Raw genomic sequence first — 22,868 nt, forward strand, 5'->3', positions numbered from 1 at the left:
GCACCGCAGCGACTACAGCACCTCACGTATAAGACGCACCGCGTCGGGCAACACCACACGGCTCTCACCCGTACTCGGGAAATGCCCGCCCGACGCGGTCACCCGCGCCTCCGCGCCCAGCTCCCGCACGAACCGCAGCACATGCTCACCCGTCGCCTCCCCGGTCACCGGGTCATCCGCCGCGTGCAGCACACGGAACTCGCGCGCAGCTCGGCGGATCCGCTGCCAGTCGAACTCCGGCGAGAAGAACGGCGCCAACGCGTCGTACCCCACCTCGCCGGACATCGACGCCACGAACACCACCCCCGCGAACGCCCCCTCGGCCTCCGTGTCGTGCTCCTGCAGCAGCCGCAGCACATTCACCCCGCCCAGACTGTGCCCCACCAGCACGGTCTCCCCGGCAGGCGCACCCTCCGTCTCTTCCCGCAGCTCCTTCAGCCACACACCGGCCTCCGGAGCGAACGGCTCGGGGAAGTTCGGAATCCGCACCTCGTGCCCCTCGGCCGCGAACTCCTCACCCGTCGCCGTGTACCAGTGCTCCCCGGCATTCATTCCGTACCCGTGCGCGATCACGATCCGGCTCATGGCTCCACCCCTCGTATCCTGCGGTCGATCCTTCAATCGAAACGCGACGCCGCGTTTCGATAAAACGCTAGGGCTATCGTGAAGCCGTGTCAATCACTCCTTCGAGCAACTCTTCGAGCAACCCGCCCCGCACCGGCGGCCGCCTCCGCAACGAAGACGCCCACCACTCCGTCCTCGAAGCCACCGCCGCACTCCTCGTCGAGAACGGCTACGGCGCCCTCACCATCGAAGGCGTCGCCAAGCGCGCCAACGTCGCCAAGAGCACCGTCTACCGCTGGTGGAAGTCCAAGCCCGCCCTCGTCATGGACGCCTACGCCCACGAAACCGCCGCCCGCGTCCCCGAACCCGACACCGGCACCCTCACCGGCGACCTCACCGCCTTCGTCGCCGACCTCTACCGCATCGGCCGCGACCCCGTCCGCGCCAAAGCCCTCACCGGCCTCATGGCCGAAGCCCAGCTCGACCCCGCCTTCGCCGAACCCTTCGGCGCCTGGGTCGCCACCCGCCGCGAAGTCGTCGCCACGCTCCTGACCCGGGCGGCAACGCGCGAGGAGCTCCCCACCACCACGGACCTCGACCACGCCACCGACCTGGTCTTCGGCCCCTTCTGGTACCGCCTCCTCGTCGCCCACGCCCCCCTCGACCCCGCCGACGCGGAGGCCCACGTGAGGACGGTCCTGGACGGCCTGACGGGCCGGCACGCCAAGTCGCCTTGACCTCAAGCGGAGTTGAGGTCGTACGCTCGCGGGCATGACGATCAAGGAATACTCCCAGGACCAGCTCGCGGCCCAGCCCATCGGCTACTGGGCCCGCGAGGCCGCCACCCTCGTCATGGGCGGCCTCCGGGCCGCACTCGCCGAGGAGAACCTCACCCAGCCCCACTGGTGGACCCTCAACCACGTGGCCGCCTCCCCGGCCCGCTGGAAGCGCACGGCCCTCACCGAGAAGCTCACCCCGTACGACGACCAGGACACCGACTTCGACGCGGTCTACGACGACCTCGCGGCCCGGGGCTGGCTCACGGAGGCCGACGGAGTCCTGACCCTCACCGAAGCGGGAGAGGCCGGCCGGGTCCGCGCGCACGACCGCAACGCGGAGGTGCACGCGCGGATGCGGGAGGGTGTGGACGACGCGGCGTACGCGGCGACCATCGACGGCCTGCGGCGCATGGTCGCCAACCTGGGCGGCAGCGGCGACCTGCCGGACTAGTACTTCGGCCCGATGTGGGCGTCCATGAGCGCGACGGACTCCTTGCGGGCGATGGACACGTTGAAGGGGTCGCTGCCCCGGGCCAGGATCGTCCACTGGACGCCGACCTTGGCGAGGGTGTCCGTGCAGAGCTTGCGGATGTCGTCGGACTTGTTCGTGAAGAAGTACCGGGGGTACTCGTACCGCTTGCCGTTGCGCACGGTCCAGTTGGTGACCCGGCACCCGTCGGAGTGGATCAGCCCCCGGACGAACTCCCAGGGGTGGGCGTCGACGATGGCCTGCTGCCAGTCCTCGAGGATGATGCGCCGATCATGCTTCTTGCCGGGCCCGTGCTGAGGGAAGAGACAGGTCCAGTGTCGGCCGTAGCTGGTGACGGCTACACAGCCTTGGCGCTGCAGGATGTAGACCTTGTCGGATGGGCGGACCGCCAGGATCGCCGCGCGGCAGAGTTCGATGAGCCCGGGCCAGGCGTCTGCGCACGCGATGCGGAGGTGATGCCCGCCTCGGGGGTGGGGGCTGATGCAGCCGTCGCCGAAGTAGAGGCCCAGGAGGTACGCGTACGCGGCTGGGTCGGGCGGGCCCGCGCATGGTGTCTGATTCATGCGGGGCAGGGGATCGAGGCGTATCTGCCAGGACCGAATGGCCGCCCGGGATATCCCGGTTTGCTTACTGACCGAGTTCAGGCTTCGACCGTCACCGAGAAGGTCTAGGGCGTGCCGCCGAGTTACGAGATCGTACATGTGGGCGACACTGCGCAAACTTCCGTATGGAGGTGAGCAGTTTGCTCGCGATTCCCACGAAAGGGTGGACTGGATTCAAACGGGCGTGACCTTGGAATCCAAGGAAAGGTGCCCCAGGTGGGATTCGAACCCACACTGTCCGCTGTTTGAGAGCGGCCTCTCTAACCGTTGGAGTACTGGGGCCTACGAAACGAAGGATTGCGTGAACCCTGCGTGCGACCACCTTACAGGAGCTAGGTAGGCTCGGGTGAGCAGTTATGCCCCGCAAAGAGGAGCCCCCGTGACCGCCGAGCACGAGTCGACGCCCACGCCCGACGCCGACCAGTCGCACGTTCCGCCGCTGACGACGCGCGTCGTCATCGCCGAGGACGAGGCGCTCATCCGTCTCGACCTCAAGGAGATGCTTGAGGAAGAGGGCTACGCCGTCGTAGGCGAGGCCGGAGACGGGCAGACCGCCGTCGAGCTGGCCCGGGAGCACCGTCCCGACCTGGTCATTCTTGACGTGAAGATGCCCGTTCTCGATGGCATCTCCGCCGCTGAGAAGATCGCGGAGGAGTCCATCGCCCCCGTGCTGATGCTCACCGCGTTCTCGCAGCGCGACCTCGTCGAGCGGGCGCGCGACGCCGGGGCCATGGCCTATCTCGTGAAGCCCTTCAGCAAGAGCGATGTCGTCCCGGCCATCGAGATGGCCGTGTCCCGCTTCGCCGAGCTCCGCGCGCTCGAGAAGGAGGTCGCGGACCTTTCGCTGCGCCTCGAGACCCGCAAGCTCGTGGACCGCGCCAAGAGCATCCTGCAGACGCAGTACGGGCTCTCCGAGCCGGCCGCCTTCCGGTGGATCCAGAAGACCTCCATGGACCGCCGGATGTCCATGCAGCAGGTCGCCGAGGCCGTCATCGAGGACGCCGAGGAGAAGAAGGCCGCCGCCGGCAAGGGCGAGTAGGGCAGAGCGAGAACGAGTGAGGCCCGCCTCCGGATCCTGGATCCGGAGGCGGGCCTCAGTCGTACGAGGGGGGCGGGGACTAGTCCTCGCCGAGGTACGCCTTGCGGACGTCCTCGTTGACCAGGAGCTCGCGGCCCGGGCCCGACAGGACGACCTTGCCGATCTCCATCACGTGGCCCTGGTCGGCCAGGGAGAGCGCCGCCTGGGCGTTCTGCTCGACCAGGAGGATGGTCGTGCCCTGGGACTTGAGCTCGGCGATGGTCGCCATGATCTTCTGCATCATGATCGGCGAGAGGCCCATGGAGGGCTCGTCGAGCATCAGCAGCTTCGGGCGGGACATGAGCGCGCGGCCCATGGCGAGCATCTGCTGCTCGCCGCCCGAGAGGGTGCCGGCGGCCTGCTTGCGGCGCTCTCCCAGGATGGGGAAGAGGTCGTAGGCACGCTGGACGTCCTTCTGGATGCCGTCCTTGTCCTTGCGGAGGAAGGCGCCCAGGAGGAGGTTGTCCTCGATGGTCATGCGCGGGAAGATGTGCCGCCCCTCGGGGGAGTGGGCGAGTCCGAGCGCGACGATGTCGTGCGCGGGGATCTTCTTGAGGGACTTGCCCTGGAACTTGATCTGGCCGCCGCGCGGTTTGATCAGGCCCGAGAGGGTGCGCAGGGTCGTCGTCTTGCCGGCGCCGTTGGTGCCGATCAGGGTGACGATCTGGCCGGCGTCGACGCTGAACGAGATGCCCTTGACGGCTTCGATCTTGCCGTAGGCGACGCGGAGGTCCTCGACCTCGAGGAGTGCGGTCACCGGTCTTCTCCGTCCGTGCTGCTGGTCGTGCTGTCCGTCGCCGCGTCGGCCTCGTCGTGTGCCGCCCCGCTGTGTGCTTCGGCTGCTTCGACTTCGGCGACCTCTTCGGCGCCGGGGGCGCCTTCGAAGGGTTCGCCGAGGTAGGCGGCGATGACGCGCTCGTCGCCCTGGACCTCGGCGGCGGTGCCCTCGATGAGCTTTTCGCCCTGGACGAGGCAGGCGACGCGGTCGCAGAGGTTGAAGATGAAGCGCATGTCGTGCTCGATGACGAGGACGGCGATGCCCTGGTCCCGGATGGCGAAGATGAGTTCTTCGGTGGTCCGGGTCTCCTGCGGGTTCATGCCGGCGGTGGGCTCGTCCAGGAGGATGAGGCCGGGGTCGCTGGCCAGCGCGCGGGCGATCTCGAGCTTGCGCTGTTCACCGTAGGGGAGGTTGCGGGCGAGGTGTTCGGCCTTGTGGTCGAGGCCGATGAACTCGAGGAGTTCCATGGCCCGCTTGCGGCTCGCTGCTTCTTCCCGGCTGAAGTTGGGGAGGCGCAGGAGGGAGGACCAGAGGCCGACCTTGGTGCGGGTGTGGCGGCCGACGAGGACGTTTTCCAGGACCGTCATGTTGTTGAAGAGACGGATGTTCTGGAAGGTGCGGGCGATGCCGGCCGCGGTGACCTTGTACGACTTGGGGGGCAGGACCGTGCCCTTGTACCGGACTTCTCCCTCGGTGGGGATGTAGAGGCCGGTGAGGCAGTTGAAGAAGGTGGTCTTGCCGGCGCCGTTGGGGCCGATGAGGCCGACGATTTCGCCGCTGCGCACGGTGAGGTCGACGTTCTTGACGGCGGTGAGGCCGCCGAAGCGCATCGTGACGCCTCGTGCGTCGAGGACGGTCTCCGCCGTGGTGGCGGGGGTTTCGGTGGTGGTGGTCGTCATGGGTCAGACCCCTGCCTTGCCGAGGACCGTGGGCGCTTCCATGTCCTTGTGGAGTTCGAGCTGGTTGCGCTTGTTGGGGATGAGACCTTCGGGGCGCAGGCGCATCAGGACGATGAGGGCGACGCCGAAGGCGAGGAGCTGGTACTCGCCCAGGAACTGGAGCTTGTTGGGGAGCAGGAAGAGGAGCGATCCGCCGACGAGGGGGCCGGAGATGGTTCCCATGCCGCCGAGGACGACCGCGGCGAGCAGGAAGGCGGAGTTGGGGGGTACGGCGTTGGCGAAGACGTACTGGTCCGGGGTGACGGTGTAGTTCACGTGGGCCTGTACGGCGCCTGCGAGTCCGGCGAGGGTGGCGCCGAGGGCGAAGGCGATGAGCTTGACGCGGAAGCCGTTGATGCCCATGGCTTCGGCGGCGGTTTCGTCTTCGCGGATGGCGACCCAGGCGCGGCCGATGCGGGATTCGGAGCTTCGGCGGAAGACCATGACCACGATGAGGGTGATCAGGAGCATCAGGAAGAAGTAGTTGGCGAAGCGTCCGATGGTGAAGCCGGCGATGGTGTGGGCGGCGCCGAAGTCGAATCCGAAGAGGTCGACGTTGGGGATGTTGGCGATGCCGTTGGGGCCGTTGGTGACGTCGGGGCCGGAGACGCCGTCGAGGTTGTTCATGGAGATGCGGAAGATCTCACCGAAGCCGAGCGTCACGATGGCGAGGTAGTCGCCGCGCAGTCGCAGCGTGGGTGCGCCGATGAGGACGCCGAAGACCATGGAGGCGGCGGCGCCGATGAGGATGGCGGCCCAGAAGGGGAGCTGTACTCCGAAGGGGGAGTTGGGGGAGCCGGAGACCAGGGCCGCGGTGTAGGCGCCGACGCCGAGGAAGGCGACGTAGCCGAGGTCGAGGAGGCCGGTGAGGCCGACGACGATGTTGAGGCCGAGTGCGACGGTGGCGAAGATGAGGATGTTGACGCCGAGGGTCGCGTACTGGTCGTCGGACTGGGTGAAGGGGAATGCGGCCGCGGCTGCGAAGGCGCCGACGAGGGCGACGTTGCGGTGGCGGGTGGTGAGGGTGGTGACGCGGGCCATGACGCCGGCCTTGTTGAAGGCGGCGAAGCCGAAGCCCGCGGTGATCAGGAAGCCGATGAAGAGTTCCTGGTACGGGGTGGTGATGCCGTAGGTGAAGATCCCCAGGCCGATGGCGAGGACGCCGGCGATGATGAGGATTTCGGTCCAGGCGGGGAGTGCGCGGGCGGGCTTGGCCGGGCCGGAGGTGAAGGCGGCCTTGGCGGAGGTGACCTTGTTGCGCGCGTTGTGCTTGAACTGTTCCCAGCTGCTGTCGTCGGGGTCGGGTCCTTCGAGGACGGGGCGTTCGAAGGGGAGCGCGAGGGCGCCGGCGAGGGCGAGGAGGGAGACGAAGAAGGCGATTCCGGCGCCGGGTTCGAGGTCGACGATGACGCCGTTGAGGCTCACGATCGCCAGCACCGTGTAGGTGGTGGTGACGAACGCGGCGAGCGCGGAGAGCTTGATGGCGGCGTCGGCGCCGGAGGGGGTGAGCCAGCCCAGGCCCTTGATCCCGTAGGAGGAGAGGCCGAAGAGGGTGGTGAGGAGTCCGCCGACGAGGACGAGCCACTGGAGTCCGCCGGGGTACCCGTAGACGGTGAGGTCGCCGGGGAAGGCGGTGGTCCAGGTCCAGGAGAGGAAGCAGGAGACGACGGTGAGGGCGCCGCCGGCGGTGGCGATGGCGCGGCCGGTCTTCTCCGGGAGGGGGATGAACCCCTTGGCCTTGGTGGGCTCTGCGTTCATGGTCGTGGTGTCCGTGGTGGTGGTCGTCATGGTCATCACGCCCTGTCCGCGACGCGCTCGCCCAGCAGGCCCTGTGGCCTGAAGAGGAGGACGAGGATGAGGAGGACGAACGCCCAGGTGTTGCCCCAGGTCTGTCCGCCGAGCTGTTCGAAGCCGGGGATGTCGGCGACGTAGGCGGTGGTGAGGGTTTCGGCGAGGCCGAGGACGAGGCCGCCGATCATGGCGCCGTAGATGTTGCCGATGCCGCCGAGGACCGCGGCCGTGAAGGCCTTGAGTCCGAGGAGGAAGCCCATCTTGAAGTTGACTTCGCCGTACTTGAGGCCGTAGGCGACGGCTCCGATGGCGGCGAAGGCCGCGCCGAGGGCGAAGGCGACCGTGATGATGCGGTCGGTGTTGATGCCCATGAGCTTGGCGGTGTCGGGGTCCTGCGAGGTGGCCTGCATGCCGCGGCCGGTGCGGGTCTTCTTGACGAAGAAGCCGAGGATGGCCATGGAGATGGGGGCGGCGAGCAGGAGGAAGACGTCACCGGTCTGGATGGTGATGCTGCCGAGGTGGAAGGGGCCGCCGGGGATTTCGGGGAAGACGACCTTCGACTTCGCGCCGGGGTACCAGGCCCATACGGCCTGCTGGAGTGCCAGGGAGAGGCCGATGGCGGTGATGAGCGGGGCGAGGCGGGGGGCGGTGCGCAGGGGCCGGTAGGCGAATCGTTCGGCGCCGACGGCTATGAGGGTGGCGACGATGATCGCGCCTATGAGCATGAGGGGGAGGGCGACCCACATGGTGGTGCCGCCGGGGAGCATGGTCCAGACGGTGAGTGCTCCGAATCCGCCGGTCATGAAGATCTCGCCATGCGCGAAGTTGATGAGCTGGACGATGCCGTAGACCATCGTGTAGCCAATGGCGACGAGCCCGTACATGGATCCCAGTAGCAGGCCGTTGACCAGCTGTTGCGGCAGTTCGTGCACCGCAGGTCCTCCGAGTCTTTCGACGGATGTGACACCGCGCGGGGCGCTTTTTGTGCGCGCCCCGCGCGGCAGGTTGGTGGTGCTCCCGTGGCCGGCCGTTCGAGCGGACTACCGGCTGCGGGTGGGGTGGGTGACCGGGGTGGGTCAGCCGCCGAGGGTGCCCGACTCGACGGACTTCCACTCGGTGCCCTCGACCTTGTAGACGGTGAGCTGCTTGTTGGTGGCGTCACCGAACTCGTCGAAGGAGACCTTGCCGGTCACGCCGTCGAAGGAGACGCCCTGGACGGCGGCGAGGACCTTGGCGCGGGCGTCGGTGGGGAGCTTGCCGTTGTTGGCGTCGACGGTGGCCTTGACGGCCTCGATGATCGCCCAGGCGGAGTCGTAGGAGTAGCCGCCGTAGGCGGAGAAGGGCTCCTTGTATCCGGCCTTGGTGTAGTTGGCGACGAAGTCCTTGGCGGACGGCAGGCTCTCGACGGGGGCGCCGACCGAGGTGGCGAGGTCGCCCGCGGCGCCGGCGCCGGCGAGCTCGACGTACTTCTTGTCGTAGATGCCGTCACCGCCGATGAGCGGGATGTTGGCGCCGGCGGCCTTGATCTGCTTGGAGAGCGGGCCGGCCGCGGGGTATTCGCCGCCGTAGTAGACGACGTCGGCGCCGGAGCTCTTGACCTGGGTCACGATCGCGCCGAAGTCGGTGGACTCGGGGTCGATGTGGCCTTCGCCGACGACCTTGCCGCCGAGCTTGGTGAACTCGCCCTTGAAGGTGCCGGCGAGGCCTGCGCCGTAGGTCTTCTTGTCGTCGATGATGAAGACGTTCTTCTTGCCGGCCTTGTTGAAGAGGTACTGCGCCGCGAACGGGCCCTGGATGGCGTCCGTGGTGGCGGTGCGGAAGTAGCTCTTGTAGGTGCGGACCTTCTCGCCGGTCGCCCACTTCGGTCCCTGGGAGAGGGAGGGGCTGGTGTTGGCGGGGGAGATCTGGACGAGCTTGGCGTCGTCGAAGACCTTCTGCATGGACTCCGAGACGGAGGAGTTCAGCGGGCCGACGACACCGAGGACGTCCTTGTCGGCGGTGAGCTTGGTGGCGTTCTGCTGGCCGGAGGAGGCCTGGGCCTGGTCGTCCAGGGCCTGGATCTTGAAGGTGACGCCCTTGACGTACTTCTTCTCGTTGGCCTGCTTGGCGGCCAGGTCGGCGGAGTTCTTGATGCCGAGGCCGAGGGCCGAGAGGTCGCCGGTGAGCGGGGCGTCGACGCCGATGACGACCGTGGTGTCGCCACCGCCGGCGGTGTCTCCGCCCTTGTCGTCACGCGAGCCACAGGCGGTGAGAGTGAGGGCACCCGCGGCGAGAGCGGCGGTGACGGCAATGAGAGAACGCTGACGCACGATCAGTCCTTTCCTGGCACTGCGTCCCCCGTGGGACGCACCGTGTCGAACGCGGGGAACCGAACTGATGGGAATCCGGCTGGTCGCGGTGACTGGCCGTGACTCTAAGCGGGTCTTAGGGCGTTATGGAGGGCTGAGGCCAATGATGTGACTCTCTTGTTATGCCACGGCGTAATACATAGCGGATCTCTGGGGGTGGAAAGGGGGAAATCCGGCCGGTTCGTCTTGTCCGCATGATGAGACGGGTGAGGACCATGCGACGGTTTGAGTCCTGTCGCGCCAGGACTCTGGGCACTTTTGGTCATGACGGCGAGGGGGTGCTCGCGTCTCGATCTACGGGACAGGCCCTGGTCAGGGCGTTGGAGAGATCCCGCGCATATCGGTCGCCGGGGATGTAGCTGTGATCCTCTTTCTCAAACCCATTACTTAGGGTTACTTCGAGGAAAGGGAGTCCGGAATTCCGTGCCACATGCACGCAGTCTGTGACCCGAATCAGTAGGACGAGGTCACGGGCTTCCTCCGGGGCGAGCGTGGCCGGAAGTGATGGCCGGACCTCCACCGTCAGCGCCCGCGAGGGCTGCGCCAGACGCTCCAGCGCGACCGCCGGCCCGGAGGCGGCGCGCACACGCACGGTGAACGCGAAGGCCGCGCCCGAGGGGGCCGGCTCGACCGGCCCGACGTACGCGAGCGAGAACACCTGCGAGGGTGCGGGCGGCCGGTACGGGGCCGGCCGCGGCCGGGACGCGTACAGTGCCGCCCCGGCGGCGATGACGGCGCCCGCGCAGGTCAGCGCCCCGAGGGCCAGGGCGGCCCGCCGGTGGCGCACGTAGGCCTCGCGGGCCCGCCGGACGGCCGGGAGCGTACGGAGACCGGGGCGCGGGCCCTCCGGGCCGTCGCGGCCGCCGAGGTCGTCGGGGCCGCCGAGGCCGTCGAGGCCGTCGAGCGACTCCGTGCCCTCTCCGGGCTCGACCGGGCCGATGCCGCCGCTCACTGCCAGGGGCCGTCCGTCGGGCCGCCCGAGCGGTAGCGGTCCGCGCAGCGCCGCCCGGCCTCCCGGGCGGTGAGCTCGCGGGCGGCGGCCGGGCCCTTGGCGTCCCGCTCGGTGCGGGCGTCGGCGAGGACGGCGCGCAGGATGTCGTTCTGGCCGCCGGACAGGCCCATGGACTGGTAGTCGAGGGCGACGGCGTCGCGGCCCTCGCCCGCGTCGAGGATCACGCCCGCCCAGTGCGTGATCAGGCGGGTGCACACGTCCTGGGGTGCCTGGGGCGCCGGCGATGCCCGGGGTGCGGGCGGGGCGGACGGCCGGGCGGTGGTCCCCGGCGTGCCGCCGGCGCAGCCGAGCGGTGCAGCGGCCAGCAGCGCCGTCGTCGCCGCCGCGGCCAAGGCGCGCCGCGGCGCCGGTCCGGATCCCATGCGGGGAACGCTAGACCGGCGCCGCTGGGAGGGCAACGGCTAGTTGTTGCCGTCCTGTTGCGGGTTGGCGTCGCGCAGCAGGCAGGTCAGGCGTGCGGTGCAGACCCGGCGGTCCTGTTCGTCCGTGATGACCACCTCGTAGGTGGCGGTGGAGCGGCCGCGGTGCACGGGGGTCGCGACGCCGGTGACCAGGCCGGAGCGGGCGCCGCGGTGGTGGGTGCAGTTCAGGTCGACGCCGACGGCGACCTTGGTGATGCCGCCGTGCATCATCGCGCCGACCGAGCCGATGGTCTCCGCGAGGACGGCGGAGGCTCCGCCGTGGAGGAGTCCGTAGGGCTGGGTGTTGCCCTCGACGGGCATGGTGGCGACGACGCGCTCGGCGGAGGCCTCCAGGATGCGGATGTCCATCCGCTTGCCGAGGTCGCCCGCCGAGAACAGCGCGGGCAGGTCGATGCCCAGGGCCGTGTACTCGTCGAGGACCTCCTGCGGGAACTTCACCGCGTGCTGCTGCTCGCCCATGGGCCGACTCCGTTCGTCAACGTTCGTTAACCTGCTTGTACTGGAGTCGTTCTATCAGGACGGCTCGAAGCGCACGACGACGGACTTGCTCGCCGGGGTATTGCTGACGTCCGCGGTGGAGTCGAGGGGCACCAGCACGTTGGTCTCCGGGTAGTAGGCGGCGGCGCAGCCGCGGGCGGTCGGGTAGTGCACGACGCGGAAGCCGGGGGCGCGCCGTTCCACGCCGTCGCGCCACTCGCCGACGAGGTCGGTGTACGAGCCGTCGGCGAGGCCGAGTTCGGCGGCGTCCTCGGGGTTGACCATGACCACGCGGCGGCCGCCGGTGATGCCGCGGTAGCGGTCGTCGAGGCCGTAGATGGTGGTGTTGTACTGGTCGTGGCTGCGCAGGGTCTGCAGGAGCAGGCGCCCCGCCGGGAGGCGGGGGTACTCCACGGGTGCGGCCGTGAAGTTGGCCTTGCCGGTCTTCGTGGGGAAGCGGCGCTCGTCGCGCGGGGCGTGCGGGAGCTGGAAGCCGCCGGGGCGGGCGACGCGGGCGTTGAAGTCCTCGAAGCCGGGGACGACGCGGGAGATCCGGTCGCGGATGGCCGCGTAGTCCTGTCCGAACTCCTCCCACGGGGTCCGGGAGGCCTCGCCGAGGACGGCGCGGGCCATGCGGGCCACGATCGCGGGCTCGGAGAGCAGGTGCGGGGAGGCGGGGGCGAGGTTGCCGCGGGAGGAGTGGACCATGCCCATGGAGTCCTCGACGGTGACGAACTGCTTGCCTCCCGCCTGGACGTCCTTGTCGGTGCGGCCCAGGGTGGGCAGGATCAGGGCGCGCCTGCCGGTGACGGCGTGGGAGCGGTTGAGCTTGGTGGAGACGTGCACGGTCAGGGAGGCGCGGCGGATCGCGGCCTCGGTGACCTCGGTGTCGGGGGTGGCGCCGACGAAGTTGCCGCCCATGGCGAAGAGGACCTTGGCCTCGCCGTCGCGCAGGGCCTGGATGGAGCGGACCACGTCGAAGCCGTGCTCGCGGGGCGAGGTGATCCGGAATTCGCGGTCCAGGGCGTCGAGGAAGGCGGGCGCCGGGCGCTCGAAGATCCCCATGGTGCGGTCGCCCTGGACGTTGGAGTGGCCGCGGACGGGGCAGACGCCGGCGCCGGGGCGGCCGATGTTGCCGCGCAGGAGCAGCAGGTTGACGACCTCGCGGATGGTGGCGACGGAGTGCTTGTGCTGGGTGAGGCCCATGGCCCAGCAGACGATGGTGCGCCGGGAGGCCAGGATCATGGCCAGGGCGCGCTCGATGTCGGGGCGGGTCAGGCCGGTGGCGGTGAGGGTCTCGTCCCAGTCGGTGTCCTTGGCGGCGGCCGCGAAGTCCTCGTAGCCGTGGGTGTGCTCGCGGATGAACTCCTCGTCGGTGGCGCCGCCCGCCTCGATGACGAGCTTGTTGAGGAGGCGGAAGAGGGCCTGGTCGCCGCCGATGCGGATCTGGAGGAACAGGTCGTTGAGGGCGGTGCCCTTGAGCATGCCCAGGGGGGTCTGCGGGTTCTTGAAGCGTTCCATGCCGGCCTCGGGCAGCGGATTCACCGAGATGATCTTCGCGCCTGCGGATTTGGCCTTCTCCAGGGCGGAGAGCATGCGCGGGTGGTTGGTGCCCGGGTTCTGGCCGGCGACGATGATCAGGTCGGCCTGGTGGAGGTCTTCCAGGGAGACGCTTCCCTTGCCGACGCCGATGGTCTCGTTGAGCGCGGAGCCCGAGGACTCGTGGCACATGTTCGAGCAGTCGGGGAGGTTGTTGGTGCCGAACTCGCGGGCGAACAGCTGGAAGAGGAACGCCGCTTCGTTGCTGGTGCGGCCCGAGGTGTAGAAGAGGGCCTCGTCGGGGGAGTCCAGGGCGCGCAGTTCCTCCGCGATCACCGCGAAGGCCCGGTCCCAGGTGACGGGCTCGTAGCGGTCGGCGCCGGCCTCCATGAGCATCGGCTGGGTGATGCGGCCCTGCTGGCCCAGCCAGTAGCCGGAGCGGCCGGCGAGGTCGGCCAGGGGGTGCTCGGCGAAGAACGCGGGGGTGACCCGGCGCAGGGTGGCCTCCTCCGCGACGGCCTTGGCGCCGTTCTCGCAGAACTCGGCGGTGTGCCGCTTGTCGCCCTCGGGCCAGGCGCAGCCGGGGCAGTCGAAGCCGTTCTTCTGGTTGACCTTGAGGAGGGTGCGGGCGGTACGGGCCAGGCCCATCTGCTCCTGCGCGATCCTCAGGGTGTGCCCGATCGCGGGCAGGCCTGCGGCCGCGTGCTGAGGGGGCGCTACCTGCGGCGCGTCCTGTACCGGATCACCTGTGGGCGGCTTGGTGGCCATGTCGCTCCCCTTTGAGCAGTCTGCTGCGTACACATCCGATCCTGTCACGCTCCGTCCGCGGCGCCGACGCCGGATTTTCCCCGTCCCCTCCGCCCGCCGCGCAGCCCGTCCGGTTTTGTCGGTGGCGGCGCCTAGGATCGGGGGCGTGGCAGATTCAGCATCGAAGAAGACCGACCAGCCGACCGCAGCGGACCGCCCCCGCCTGATGCTCATGGACGGGCACTCCCTGGCGTACCGGGCGTTCTTCGCGCTGCCCGCGGAGAACTTCACCACCGCGACGGGACAGCCGACCAACGCCATCTACGGCTTCGCGTCGATGCTGGCGAACACGCTGCGCGACGAGGCGCCCACGCACTTCGCGGTGGCGTTCGACGTGTCCCGCAAGACGTGGCGCTCGGCGGAGTTCCCCGAGTACAAGGCGAACCGCTCCAAGACCCCCGACGAGTTCAAGGGGCAGGTGGAGCTGATCGGCGAGCTCCTGGACGCGATGAGCGTGCCGCGCTTCGCGGTCGACGGCTTCGAGGCCGACGACGTGATCGCGACCCTCGCCACGCAGGCCGAGGCCCTCGGCTTCGACGTGCTCATCGTCACCGGCGACCGGGACTCCTTCCAGCTCGTCTCCGAGCACACCACCGTGCTCTACCCGACCAAGGGCGTCTCGGAGCTGACCCGCTTCACCCCGGAGAAGGTCGAGGAGAAGTACGGGCTCACCCCCCAGCAGTACCCGGACTTCGCGGCGCTGCGCGGCGACCCGTCCGACAACCTCCCCGGCATCCCGGGCGTCGGCGAGAAGACGGCCGCCAAGTGGATCACCCAGTTCGGGTCGTTCGCGGAGCTCGTCGAGCGCGCCGAGGAGGTCAAGGGCAAGGCCGGGCAAAACTTCCGCGACCACCTGGACGCCGTGAAGCTCAACCGGGTCCTGACCGAGATGGTCAAGGACGTCGCCCTGCCCAAGACCCCCGCCGACCTGGCCCGCGCCCCCTACGACCGGACGGCCGTCACCGGAGTCCTGGACGTACTGGAGATCCGCAACGCCTCCCTGCGCGAGCGACTGCTCGCCGTCGACCCGGGCGCGGCCGAGGAGCAGGCGCCGGCCCCGGCCGCGGCCGCCGTCGAGCTGGACGGCTCCGTGCTCGGCGCCGGCGAGCTCGCGCCGTGGCTGGAGAGCCACGCGGGCGCCCCGCTCGGCATCTCCACCGTCGACAGCTGGGCGCTCGGCACCGGCAACGTCTCCGAGATCGCGCTGGCCTCGGCCGGCGGCGCGGCCGCCTGGTTCGAGCCGTCCGCGCTGGACGAGGCCGACGAGCGGGCCTTCGCCGCCTGGGCCGCCGACGCCGCCAGGCCCAAGGTGGTGCACAACGCCAAGGCCCTGATGCGGGTCTTCCCCGAGCACGGCTGGACCCTGGCCGGGGTCGCCATGGACACCGCGCTCGCCGCCTATCTGGTCAAGCCGGGCCGCCGCTCCTTCGCGCTGGACGTGCTCTCCCAGGAGTACCTGCACCGGGAGCTCGCGCCGGCCGCCGCCGACGGGCAGCTCGCCTTCGGCGCCGACGACACCGCCGAGGCCGAAGCCCTGATGGCGCAGGCCCGCGCCGTCCTGGACCTCGGGGACGCCTTCACGGTGAAGCTGCCCGAGGTGGGCGCCGCCGAGCTGCTCCACGACATGGAGCTGCCCACCTCCGAGCTGCTCGCCCGCCTGGAGCGGGCCGGCATCGCCGTCGACCGGAGTCACCTGGAGGGCATGGAGCTGCAGTTCGCGGGCGCCGTGCAGCAGGCGGTGAAGGAGGCGCACGCCGCGGTGGGCCACGAGTTCAACCTCGGCTCGCCCAAGCAGCTCCAGGAGGTCTTCTTCGGCGAGCTGGACCTGCCGAAGACGAAGAAGACCAAGACGGGCTACACCACCGACGCCGACGCGCTCGCCTGGCTGGCCACCCAGACCGACCACGAACTGCCCGTGATCATGCTCCGGCACCGGGAGCAGGCCAAGCTGCGCGTCACCGTCGAGGGCCTGGTCAAGATGATCGCCGCCGACGGCCGGGTGCACACCAGCTTCAGCCAGACCGTCGCCGCGACCGGCCGGCTGTCCTCCACCGACCCGAACCTGCAGAACGTGCCGGTGCGCACCGACGAGGGCCGGGCCATCCGCCGCGGCTTCGTCGTCGGCGAGGGATACGAATCCCTCATGACCGCCGACTACAGCCAGATCGAGCTGCGCGTCATGGCCCACCTCTCCGAGGACGAGGGCCTGCTCGAAGCCTTCCAGTCGGGCGAGGACCTGCACACGACCGTCGCCTCCCAGGTGTTCGGCGTCGAGCGCTCCGAGGTCGACGCCGAGATGCGGCGCAAGATCAAGGCCATGTCCTACGGTCTGGCCTACGGGCTCTCCGCGTTCGGCCTGGCCCAGCAGCTGAACATCGAGCCCGGTGAGGCCCGCGGCCTGATGGAGACCTTCTTCGAGCGCTTCGGCGGGGTACGGGACTACCTGGGCCGCGTCGTCGAGGAGGCCCGCGCCACCGGCTACACGGCCACGATCCTCGGCCGCCGCCGCTACCTCCCGGACCTCAACAGCGACAACCGCCAGCGCCGCGAGGCCGCCGAGCGGATGGCGCTGAACGCCCCGATCCAGGGCACCGCCGCCGACATCGTCAAGGTCGCGATGCTGCGCGTGGACAGGGCGATCACCGAGGCCGGGCTGACGTCGCGGATGCTGCTCCAGGTCCACGACGAAATCGTGCTGGAGATCGCGCCCGGAGAGCGCAAGCGGGTCGAGGAGCTGGTGCGCCGCGAGATGGCCGCCGCCGTCGACCTGCGGGCCCCGCTCGACGTGTCCGTGGGCGTCGGCCCCGACTGGGAGTCCGCCGCGCACTGATCACCCGCCCGCACCTGTGGTCCGGCAGCGCCCGTCCCCGCCTACGCGGTGGGGACGGGCGTTTTCGTGCCCTCGTTCTCGCCCGACGCCGCCGGGTCCGCGCCCGCGCCCGCGTCCGTGGAGGGCCGCGCGCGCAGCCGCCACTGGCGCAGCCGCACGAGGACCCCGTACAGCAGCAGCCCCACGACGAGGCCGCCGCCCGCACCGAAACAGATGGTCGGGATGATGTCGAGCGGGGTGCGGATCGTGTCGAAGAAGGTGAAGAAGCGCAGCACGCGCACGGTGACCCCGACCGCCACGCACACCAGGACCAGCGCGAGCGCGCCCCCCACCCCGGCCCGGCCGAGCACCGGGACGGACGCGGGGGCCGGCGCGTCCGGCAGCCGGCGCAGCGCGGTCACCGTGAACCAGACCAGGAAGCAGGCCGCGAGCGCCGAAGTCCCGTACTGCAGGTACGAGTAGAGGGGCAGGCCGAGGGCGAGCGGCTCGCCCAGCTCCGGCAGGGTGCGCGTCCCGAAGCGGTCCACGTGCGTGAAGGCGTCCCACACCACGTGCGTGAGGGAGCCGATGACCGCCGAGAGGTAGAACCAGAGGGCCAGCGCGGGCAGTCGGCGGCCCCGCCACTCCTCGCCCCGGACGAAGGAGTGCACCCTGCCCTGCCGGCGGCGGGGCAGGAGCGCGATCAGCGGCTCGCGCAGCAGCAGCCAGCACGCCGCGAGGACGGCGGTCAGTACCGCGTCGGCGGTCAGGACGCCGGGCAGGGAGTGCGTGAAGGTGCCGTACGGCCTGAGGCCCGACACGAGCGTGTCGGCGAAGTAGAAGCTGTCGGGGGCGAACGACCCGAGGACCAGGGCCGATCCGACGAGGGGGCCGCGCGCACGGCCGGAACGGCGGACGGCCGGAAGTACGGCGGCCGCATGGCTGAGGGTGAACGGCATGGGACGTGGTCTCCGGGGTCGGCTCATCGACCGGTGCGGTCCGGTGCGATCGGTGTGTCCAGTATGGGCGGGCTGCGGAACTCATGAGGAAATCGTGAATTCCGACTCGCGATGCGTGCCATGGACAGCGAGTTGACGTAGGGTCACGCGGACGTCGAGGGGGAGGGGGGTCCGGCTCATGACGGCTCGGACACGGATACCGGGACACCGGTCCGCGGTGTGGGGGATGTCGACACGGTTCGGCCGGGTGGCGCGCAAGGGCGGGGCCGCCGTGGTCGCCTCCGCCTTCGTGGCCGCCGCGCTGACCGCCTCGCAGGGGCCGGTCGCGGCGAGCGCCGAGACGATCACGGTCGCCGAGCCCGCGCCGGTACCCGGCGGCTCCGCGGGGGACGGCTCCTACTTCACCGCCCTGCCGCCCCTGGTGAGCCCCGAGCCGCCGGCCGTACTGCTGCCCGAGGGCGGGGCGGGTCCGGCGCCGGCGCCGACCGTGGTGCCGGCCGCCGCGGATCCCGGTGCGCGCACCGGGCCCGCGGCCACGGGCGGGGCCGAGGGCGCGCAGGGGATACCGGCGAGCGTGCTCGCCGCGTACCGGGGCGCCGAGCGGGCGGTCGGCAGGACCGACCCCGGATGCGGGCTGCGCTGGCAGCTCCTCGCGGCGATCGGCAAGGTCGAGTCCGGGCAGGCGCGCGGCGGCCAGGTCGACGCCGCCGGCAAGACGCTGCGGCCGATCCTGGGCCCCGTGCTCGACGGCAACGGCTTCGCCAACATCTCGGACACCGACGGCGGGGCCTACGACGGGGACACGCGCTACGACCGTGCGATCGGGCCCATGCAGTTCATCCCGTCCACCTGGGCCTCGTGGGGCCAGGACGCCAACGGCGACGGCCGCCGCGACCCCCACAACGTGCACGACGCCGCGCTCGCGGCGGGCCGCTACCTGTGCGCCGGTAGCCGTGACCTGCGGGTGGACGCGGATCTGGACCGGGCCGTGCTGTCGTACAACCAGTCCTCCGCGTACCTGCGGACGGTGCGGTCGTGGTTCACGTACTACCTGAAGGGCGTGCACGAAGTCCCGGACGGCCGGGGCGGTGGTGGCGGCGGTACCGGTACGGGAAGTGGCGGCGGCAGTGGGGGCAGCCAGGCCGGCACACCGCCGAAGCCGAGCCCGAGCCCGATTCCGAAGCCGACGCCTTCGCCGAAGCCCACACCGTCGCCGAAGCCGAAGCCGAAGCCGACGCCGACGCCCACGCCGACGCCGAGTCCCACGCCTTCGCCGAAGCCGACGCCCACGCCGACTCCGAGCCCGACGCCTACGCCGAGCCCGACGCCGACTCCGAGCCCGACGCCCACGCCGACGCCTACCCCGACGCCCACGCCGAGCCCGACTCCGAGTCCGAAGCCCACCCCGTCGCCGATGCCCACGCCCACGCCCACGCCGAAGCCCACCGCTTCGGTCTCCCCGTCGCCGAGCCCGAGCCCGAAGCCGAGCCCGAAGCCGAAGCCGTCGGCCAAGCCGTCGCCCAAGCCCTCGGCCTCGCCCTCCGCGTCCGCCGGCGCTCCGGCGCCCACGAGGACCCCCTGACGCGACACCCACCGCGGCCCGCCCCCTGACCAGGGGGCGGGCCGCGGCATGACCCCCTGCGCCCGGCGCCCCGCGAGGTCCCCGCGCGAGCAGTGGCGCAAACGGTTCTCATCTGTCACCCGCATTGCTACGGTGCCACCGCCCTGACACCCCATCAGATTCCGGAGGCCCCGGCATGCGCGCAATCGTCGCCGCCGCCAGCGGTCTCGTCCTCGCGGTGCTCCTCGTCCTCGCCATCACGGCGGCCGGGGCGCCGGAAGGCAAGACCTCACCGAAGCCCCTGCTCACCACCGCGCCCGCCGCGCCCGGAAAGTAGAGGAGGGCCCGGCCATGCGACGCAGAGCAAGCCTCGTCCTGCTAGCCGTAGCCGTGTTCTGTGCAGCCCTCGCACCGCTGCTGCGCTGGTACGCGTACCCCAGGCTCGCGAAGATCCCGCCGAACCAGTACCAGGAGGTGGTCCTGGAGGCGAAGGACGCCACCCTGATCGACTACACCGCGGGCATGCAGCCGAAGAAGGTCGACAAGGTCACCATCGTCCAGACCCTCAAGGGCAACGTCGAGGCCTCGAAGGAGATCGAGGCCAGCGCGGGCAAGGACGTGGTGGTCTGGGACACCCTGACCCACATCATGGGCCCCGACGGGAAGATGGTCTCCCAGATACCCGAGCGCTACATCTTCGACGCCCACACCCAGGCGCCGGTGCACGCCACGGGCGAGGCGGTGGACGGGGACCCGGTCAAGCGCGAGGGCATCGAGTTCAAGTGGCCGTTCTTCACCGAGCCCCGCGACTACCTGTACTTCGACCAGCAGACCCGGACCTCCTCGCCCATCCACTACGTGGGCCCGCGCACCTTCAAGGGCATGGACGTCTACTACTACGAGCAGACCGTCCCCTGGACCAAGGTCTCGCTGCCGAAGAAGATGCCGGTCGACATGGACTCGTCCACCTTCGAGCAGACCACCGGCACCTCCCTCTGGTACACGACGAAGGCGATGTTCTGGGTCGACCCGGTGACCGGGGCGCCCGTCAACGCCGAGCAGGAGATCCAGCAGGAGATGCGCGGCGGGAGCATCGCGGGCAGCGCGCCCGACGGGAAGATCACCGTCTTCGCGGGACACGTGAAGATGCGCGAGGACTACAGCGACTACACCGTCGCCCTGGTCAAGTCGAACCGGACCAAGGTCCTCGCGCTGCACACCTACGCTCCGATCGGCCTCGCGGCCGGCGGGCTCGCGCTCTTCGGGCTCGCGCTCTGGCTGGAGGCGCGCGGCCGGCGTCCGCGGCACGAGGAGCCGTTCACCGCTTGAGCCGGGCGGTGGTGTGCCGGGTGGGCTCGGCGGTCGCCGGATCCTCGGGCCACGGGTGCTTGGGATAGCGGCCGCGCAGCTCGGCGCGGACGGCGCGGTAGCCGCCCTGCCAGAAGGACGCCAGATCGGCGGTGACCGCGGCGGGCCGGCCGGCGGGCGACAGGAGATGGACGAGTACGGGCACCCCCGCGACCTTGGGGGTCTCGGCCAGCCCGAACAGCTCCTGGAGCTTGACCGCGAGCACGGGCTGACCGTGCTCGGCGGAGTAGTCGACGCGGATCCGGGAGCCGCTCGGCACCTCGATCCGCTCCGGGGCCAGCTCGTCGAGCCGGGCGGCCTCTCCCGTGGCCCAGGGCAGCAGCCGGTTCAGCGCCTGCCCCGCGTCGATCCGTGCGAGGTCGGCGCGGCGGCGGGCCCGCGACAGCTCGGGCTCCAGCCAGTCGTCGGCCCGCTCCAGCAGCTCCCCGTCGTCCGCCACGTCGGGCCAGGGCGGGCCGAGCGTGCGGTGCAGGAACCCGAGCCGGGACCGCAGCGCCCGCGCGTCCGGGCTCCAGCGGAGCAGGCCGAGCCCTTCGGTGCGCAGTCCGTCGAGCAGCGCGGCCCTGACGAGGGCGCGGTCGGGGTTGCGCAGGGGGCGCTCGGCGAGCTCGATGGCACCGAGCCGGGTGATCCTGCGGGCCACGAGGTCGCCGTCCTCCCAGTGCACCTCCTCGCCCTCGCGGAACAGGTGGCCGGCCGCCGCGCGGGCGGTGTCCTCGTCGAGGAGGGCCCCGAGACGGATGCGGGCGGACGCGGAGTGCGGGGGCCGGTCGGCGACGGCGACGGCCAGCCAGGGCGCGCTGCGCAGCCCTGACCCCTCGCCGAGCTCGGCCCCGGTCCCGGAGGCCATGAGGAAGGCCCCCTGACCCTTGGCCCGGGCGACCCGCTCCGGGAAGGCCAGTGCGGCCACCAGCCCGGCGGCGGCGTCGTCGGGAAGGGGCCCTTGCCCCGCCCCGCCCGGCGCAGCGGGAAGGGTCCGGGTGGGGGGCTGCCCCGCAGGGCTCCTCCCGTCCGCGGCGGCGCGCTCCAGGCGCCTGGCCTCCGTGCGCCAGCGCGACGCGTACGGGTCGCCGCCCGTGCGGGCCCGGCGCCAGGCCGCGGCCAGGTCGTCTCCGTACTCCCGCGGCGGCTCCTCGCTCAGCAGGGCCACCAGTTCCGCCGCCGGCCGGGGGCCCAGCGCGGCGGAGCCGTCGAGGAGGGCGCGGGCGAGGCGCGGGTGCAGGCCGAGCCGGGCCATCCGCAGTCCCCGCGGGGTGGGCCGGCCGTCGGGGGACACCGCTCCCACCGCGAGCAGCACCTCGCGCGCCGCGGCCATGGCCCCGGCCGGCGGCGGATCGAGCAGGGCCAGGCCGTTCGCGTCCGGGTCGCCCCAGCAGGCGGCCTGGAGGGCGAACTGCGCGAGGTCCGCGATCCGGATCTCGGGGGAGGGGTACGCGGGCAGCCGCCCGTCCTCCGCCTCGGCCCAGCACCGGTACACCGTGCCCGGGGCCTCGCGCCCGGCCCGGCCCGCGCGCTGGCGGCCGGCCGCGCGGGACGCCCGTACGGTCGCGAGCGCCCCCAGGCCCCGGGCGTGGTCCACCCGGGGTTCGCGGGCCAGCCCCGAGTCCACGACGATCCGTACGCCGGGCACCGTCAGGCTGGACTCCGCGACGGCGGTGGACAGGATGACCCGGCGGTGCCCGGCCGGGGTCAGCGCCGCGTCCTGGACGGAGGCCAAAGCGCGGCCGTGCATCTGGAGCACCTCCGCGCCGACGCCGCCGAGCTGCCCGGCGACCCGGGCGATCTCGCCGACGCCGGGCAGGAAGCACAGCAGGTCGCCGGAACGTTCCGCCAGCGCCCGCCGCACCACCGAGGCCACGTGCGTCAGCTGCGCCGGGTCCACCCGCATCCCGTGCGGTGGCCGCACCGGGCGGGCCGGCGGGGCCCACACCGTCTCCACCGGGTGGGAGACGCCGGCGGCCTCCACGACCGGGGCGCCGCCGAGCACCCGGGACCAGCCGGCCGCGTCGGTGGTCGCGGACGCCGCGAGGAGGCGCAGCTCCGGGCGGAGGTTCTCGCGTACGTCCAGGAGGAACGCGGCGACCGTGTCGGCGTCCAGGTGCCGCTCGTGGCACTCGTCCAGGACGACCAGGTCGGTCCCGGAGAGTTCCTGGTCCCGCTGGAGGCGCTGGAGGAGCACGCCGGTGGTGACCACCTCGATCACGGTGGACGGTCCGACCACCCGCTCCCCGCGCACCGTGAACCCGACCGAGGCGCCGACCTGCTCGCCGAGCAGCCAGGCCATCCGCCGGGCCGCCGCACGGGCGGCGATCCGGCGGGGTTCGGCCACCACGACCCGGCGGCGCGGCCCGTGCGCCGATCCGCTGCCGTCCGGTCCCACCAGCCCCGCCAGCACCAGGGGCACCAGCGTGGTCTTGCCGGTGCCGGGCGGGGCGCAGAGCACGGCGGTGCCGTGGGCGTCCAGCGCCGCCACGAGCGCGGGCACGGCTTCCCGCACGGGAAGGGCGTCGAGGTCGGCCGTACGGACCGGGCGCTGCTGCGTCACC

General features: G+C 71.3%; 20 protein-coding genes and 1 tRNA gene. 7 read left to right on the plus strand and 14 right to left on the minus strand.

Annotated features, from left to right (window positions below):
• Positions 1-12: 12 nt before the first annotated feature.
• Positions 13-585 (minus strand): RBBP9/YdeN family alpha/beta hydrolase, encoded by a 573-nt coding sequence (locus tag ACWCP2_RS29125; protein ID WP_450911543.1) that lies wholly within the window; start codon positions 583-585, stop codon positions 13-15.
• Between the two features lie 86 nt (positions 586-671).
• Between ACWCP2_RS29125 and ACWCP2_RS29130 the strand changes: the two genes are divergently transcribed.
• A complete protein-coding gene (locus ACWCP2_RS29130; RefSeq protein ID WP_450911544.1) occupies positions 672-1,301 on the plus strand; it encodes a TetR/AcrR family transcriptional regulator in 630 nt (209 codons plus the stop codon).
• A 34-nt stretch (positions 1,302-1,335) separates the two neighbouring features.
• Complete coding sequence (locus ACWCP2_RS29135) at positions 1,336-1,794, plus strand: MarR family transcriptional regulator (protein WP_450911545.1); 459 nt, start codon at positions 1,336-1,338, stop codon at positions 1,792-1,794.
• Here ACWCP2_RS29135 and ACWCP2_RS29140 read toward each other — a convergent pair.
• The gene (locus ACWCP2_RS29140; RefSeq protein WP_450911546.1) at positions 1,791-2,534 is read right to left on the minus strand and encodes a transcriptional regulator; all 744 of its coding nucleotides are present in this window, start codon (positions 2,532-2,534) and stop codon (positions 1,791-1,793) included. The two genes, ACWCP2_RS29135 and ACWCP2_RS29140, sit on opposite strands and share 4 nt — an antisense overlap.
• Positions 2,535-2,643: 109 nt before the next feature.
• A tRNA-Leu gene (locus tag ACWCP2_RS29145) sits at positions 2,644-2,717 on the minus strand.
• A gap of 97 nt (positions 2,718-2,814) precedes the next feature.
• On the opposite strand from ACWCP2_RS29145, the gene ACWCP2_RS29150 reads away from it, so the two are divergent.
• Positions 2,815-3,474: an ANTAR domain-containing response regulator gene (locus ACWCP2_RS29150; RefSeq protein WP_250744985.1), complete on the plus strand. Its 660-nt coding sequence runs from the start codon at positions 2,815-2,817 to the stop codon at positions 3,472-3,474.
• Between the two features lie 79 nt (positions 3,475-3,553).
• Here the strand turns inward: ACWCP2_RS29150 and ACWCP2_RS29155 are convergent, their stop codons facing one another.
• From ACWCP2_RS29155 to ACWCP2_RS29195, 9 genes are all read right to left on the minus strand, one after another.
• Positions 3,554-4,270, minus strand: coding sequence for an ABC transporter ATP-binding protein (locus ACWCP2_RS29155; protein ID WP_250744986.1), 717 nt, complete (start codon positions 4,268-4,270; stop codon positions 3,554-3,556).
• Positions 4,267-5,190 (minus strand): ABC transporter ATP-binding protein, encoded by a 924-nt coding sequence (locus ACWCP2_RS29160; RefSeq protein WP_450911547.1) that lies wholly within the window; start codon positions 5,188-5,190, stop codon positions 4,267-4,269. The genes ACWCP2_RS29155 and ACWCP2_RS29160 overlap by 4 nt, the downstream gene beginning before the upstream one ends.
• Before the next feature lie 3 nt (positions 5,191-5,193).
• The gene (locus ACWCP2_RS29165; RefSeq protein WP_450911548.1) at positions 5,194-7,023 is read right to left on the minus strand and encodes a branched-chain amino acid ABC transporter permease; all 1,830 of its coding nucleotides are present in this window, start codon (positions 7,021-7,023) and stop codon (positions 5,194-5,196) included.
• A complete protein-coding gene (locus ACWCP2_RS29170) occupies positions 7,023-7,952 on the minus strand; it encodes a branched-chain amino acid ABC transporter permease (RefSeq protein ID WP_450911549.1) in 930 nt (309 codons plus the stop codon). The genes ACWCP2_RS29165 and ACWCP2_RS29170 overlap by 1 nt, the downstream gene beginning before the upstream one ends.
• Before the next feature lie 144 nt (positions 7,953-8,096).
• The gene (locus ACWCP2_RS29175; protein ID WP_450911550.1) at positions 8,097-9,329 is read right to left on the minus strand and encodes a branched-chain amino acid ABC transporter substrate-binding protein; all 1,233 of its coding nucleotides are present in this window, start codon (positions 9,327-9,329) and stop codon (positions 8,097-8,099) included.
• Positions 9,330-9,630: 301 nt separating this feature from the next.
• Positions 9,631-10,320: a Tat pathway signal sequence domain protein gene (locus tag ACWCP2_RS29180; RefSeq protein ID WP_450911551.1), complete on the minus strand. Its 690-nt coding sequence runs from the start codon at positions 10,318-10,320 to the stop codon at positions 9,631-9,633.
• Positions 10,317-10,742, minus strand: coding sequence for a hypothetical protein (locus ACWCP2_RS29185; RefSeq protein WP_450911552.1), 426 nt, complete (start codon positions 10,740-10,742; stop codon positions 10,317-10,319). The genes ACWCP2_RS29180 and ACWCP2_RS29185 overlap by 4 nt, the downstream gene beginning before the upstream one ends.
• A gap of 39 nt (positions 10,743-10,781) precedes the next feature.
• Entirely contained in the window at positions 10,782-11,261 is a 480-nt protein-coding gene (locus ACWCP2_RS29190; RefSeq protein WP_383948353.1) for a PaaI family thioesterase, read from the minus strand.
• A 54-nt stretch (positions 11,262-11,315) separates the two neighbouring features.
• Positions 11,316-13,586 carry an FdhF/YdeP family oxidoreductase gene (locus ACWCP2_RS29195; RefSeq protein WP_450911553.1) on the minus strand — a complete coding sequence of 757 codons (2,271 nt, stop codon included), beginning with the start codon at positions 13,584-13,586 and terminating at the stop codon, positions 11,316-11,318.
• Between the two features lie 145 nt (positions 13,587-13,731).
• On the opposite strand from ACWCP2_RS29195, the gene polA reads away from it, so the two are divergent.
• A complete protein-coding gene (gene polA, locus ACWCP2_RS29200) occupies positions 13,732-16,455 on the plus strand; it encodes a DNA polymerase I (RefSeq protein WP_450911554.1) in 2,724 nt (907 codons plus the stop codon).
• Between the two features lie 41 nt (positions 16,456-16,496).
• On the opposite strand, the gene ACWCP2_RS29205 is transcribed toward polA, so the two are convergent.
• Complete coding sequence (locus ACWCP2_RS29205; protein WP_450911555.1) at positions 16,497-17,393, minus strand: DUF4184 family protein; 897 nt, start codon at positions 17,391-17,393, stop codon at positions 16,497-16,499.
• A gap of 226 nt (positions 17,394-17,619) precedes the next feature.
• Here ACWCP2_RS29205 and ACWCP2_RS29210 point away from each other — a divergent pair, with 226 nt between their 5' ends.
• From ACWCP2_RS29210 to ACWCP2_RS29220, 3 genes are all read left to right on the plus strand, one after another.
• Positions 17,620-18,975 (plus strand): lytic murein transglycosylase, encoded by a 1,356-nt coding sequence (locus ACWCP2_RS29210; protein WP_450911556.1) that lies wholly within the window; start codon positions 17,620-17,622, stop codon positions 18,973-18,975.
• A 175-nt stretch (positions 18,976-19,150) separates the two neighbouring features.
• Positions 19,151-19,291 (plus strand): SPW_0924 family protein, encoded by a 141-nt coding sequence (locus ACWCP2_RS29215; protein ID WP_450911557.1) that lies wholly within the window; start codon positions 19,151-19,153, stop codon positions 19,289-19,291.
• 14 nt (positions 19,292-19,305) lie between these two features.
• Positions 19,306-20,283 carry a DUF3068 domain-containing protein gene (locus tag ACWCP2_RS29220; protein WP_450911558.1) on the plus strand — a complete coding sequence of 326 codons (978 nt, stop codon included), beginning with the start codon at positions 19,306-19,308 and terminating at the stop codon, positions 20,281-20,283.
• On the opposite strand, the gene hrpB is transcribed toward ACWCP2_RS29220, so the two are convergent.
• Positions 20,273-22,867: an ATP-dependent helicase HrpB gene (hrpB, locus tag ACWCP2_RS29225; RefSeq protein ID WP_450911559.1), complete on the minus strand. Its 2,595-nt coding sequence runs from the start codon at positions 22,865-22,867 to the stop codon at positions 20,273-20,275. The genes ACWCP2_RS29220 and hrpB overlap by 11 nt on opposite strands.
• Position 22,868: the final 1 nt, after the last annotated feature.

Source organism: Streptomyces sp. NPDC002104, from assembly GCF_053593795.1.

Coding starts and splice junctions, on each gene's coding strand:
- ACWCP2_RS29125 (WP_450911543.1), bottom strand. CDS start 585: ATGAGCCGGATCGTGATCGCGCACGGGTACGGAATGAATGCCGGGGAG.
- ACWCP2_RS29135 (WP_450911545.1), top strand. CDS start 1,336: ATGACGATCAAGGAATACTCCCAGGACCAGCTCGCGGCCCAGCCCATC.
- ACWCP2_RS29140 (WP_450911546.1), bottom strand. CDS start 2,534: ATGTACGATCTCGTAACTCGGCGGCACGCCCTAGACCTTCTCGGTGAC.
- ACWCP2_RS29160 (WP_450911547.1), bottom strand. CDS start 5,190: ATGACGACCACCACCACCGAAACCCCCGCCACCACGGCGGAGACCGTC.
- ACWCP2_RS29165 (WP_450911548.1), bottom strand. CDS start 7,023: ATGACCATGACGACCACCACCACGGACACCACGACCATGAACGCAGAG.
- ACWCP2_RS29185 (WP_450911552.1), bottom strand. CDS start 10,742: ATGGGATCCGGACCGGCGCCGCGGCGCGCCTTGGCCGCGGCGGCGACG.
- ACWCP2_RS29190 (WP_383948353.1), bottom strand. CDS start 11,261: ATGGGCGAGCAGCAGCACGCGGTGAAGTTCCCGCAGGAGGTCCTCGAC.
- ACWCP2_RS29195 (WP_450911553.1), bottom strand. CDS start 13,586: ATGGCCACCAAGCCGCCCACAGGTGATCCGGTACAGGACGCGCCGCAG.
- ACWCP2_RS29205 (WP_450911555.1), bottom strand. CDS start 17,393: ATGCCGTTCACCCTCAGCCATGCGGCCGCCGTACTTCCGGCCGTCCGC.
- ACWCP2_RS29210 (WP_450911556.1), top strand. CDS start 17,620: ATGTCGACACGGTTCGGCCGGGTGGCGCGCAAGGGCGGGGCCGCCGTG.
- ACWCP2_RS29215 (WP_450911557.1), top strand. CDS start 19,151: ATGCGCGCAATCGTCGCCGCCGCCAGCGGTCTCGTCCTCGCGGTGCTC.
- ACWCP2_RS29220 (WP_450911558.1), top strand. CDS start 19,306: ATGCGACGCAGAGCAAGCCTCGTCCTGCTAGCCGTAGCCGTGTTCTGT.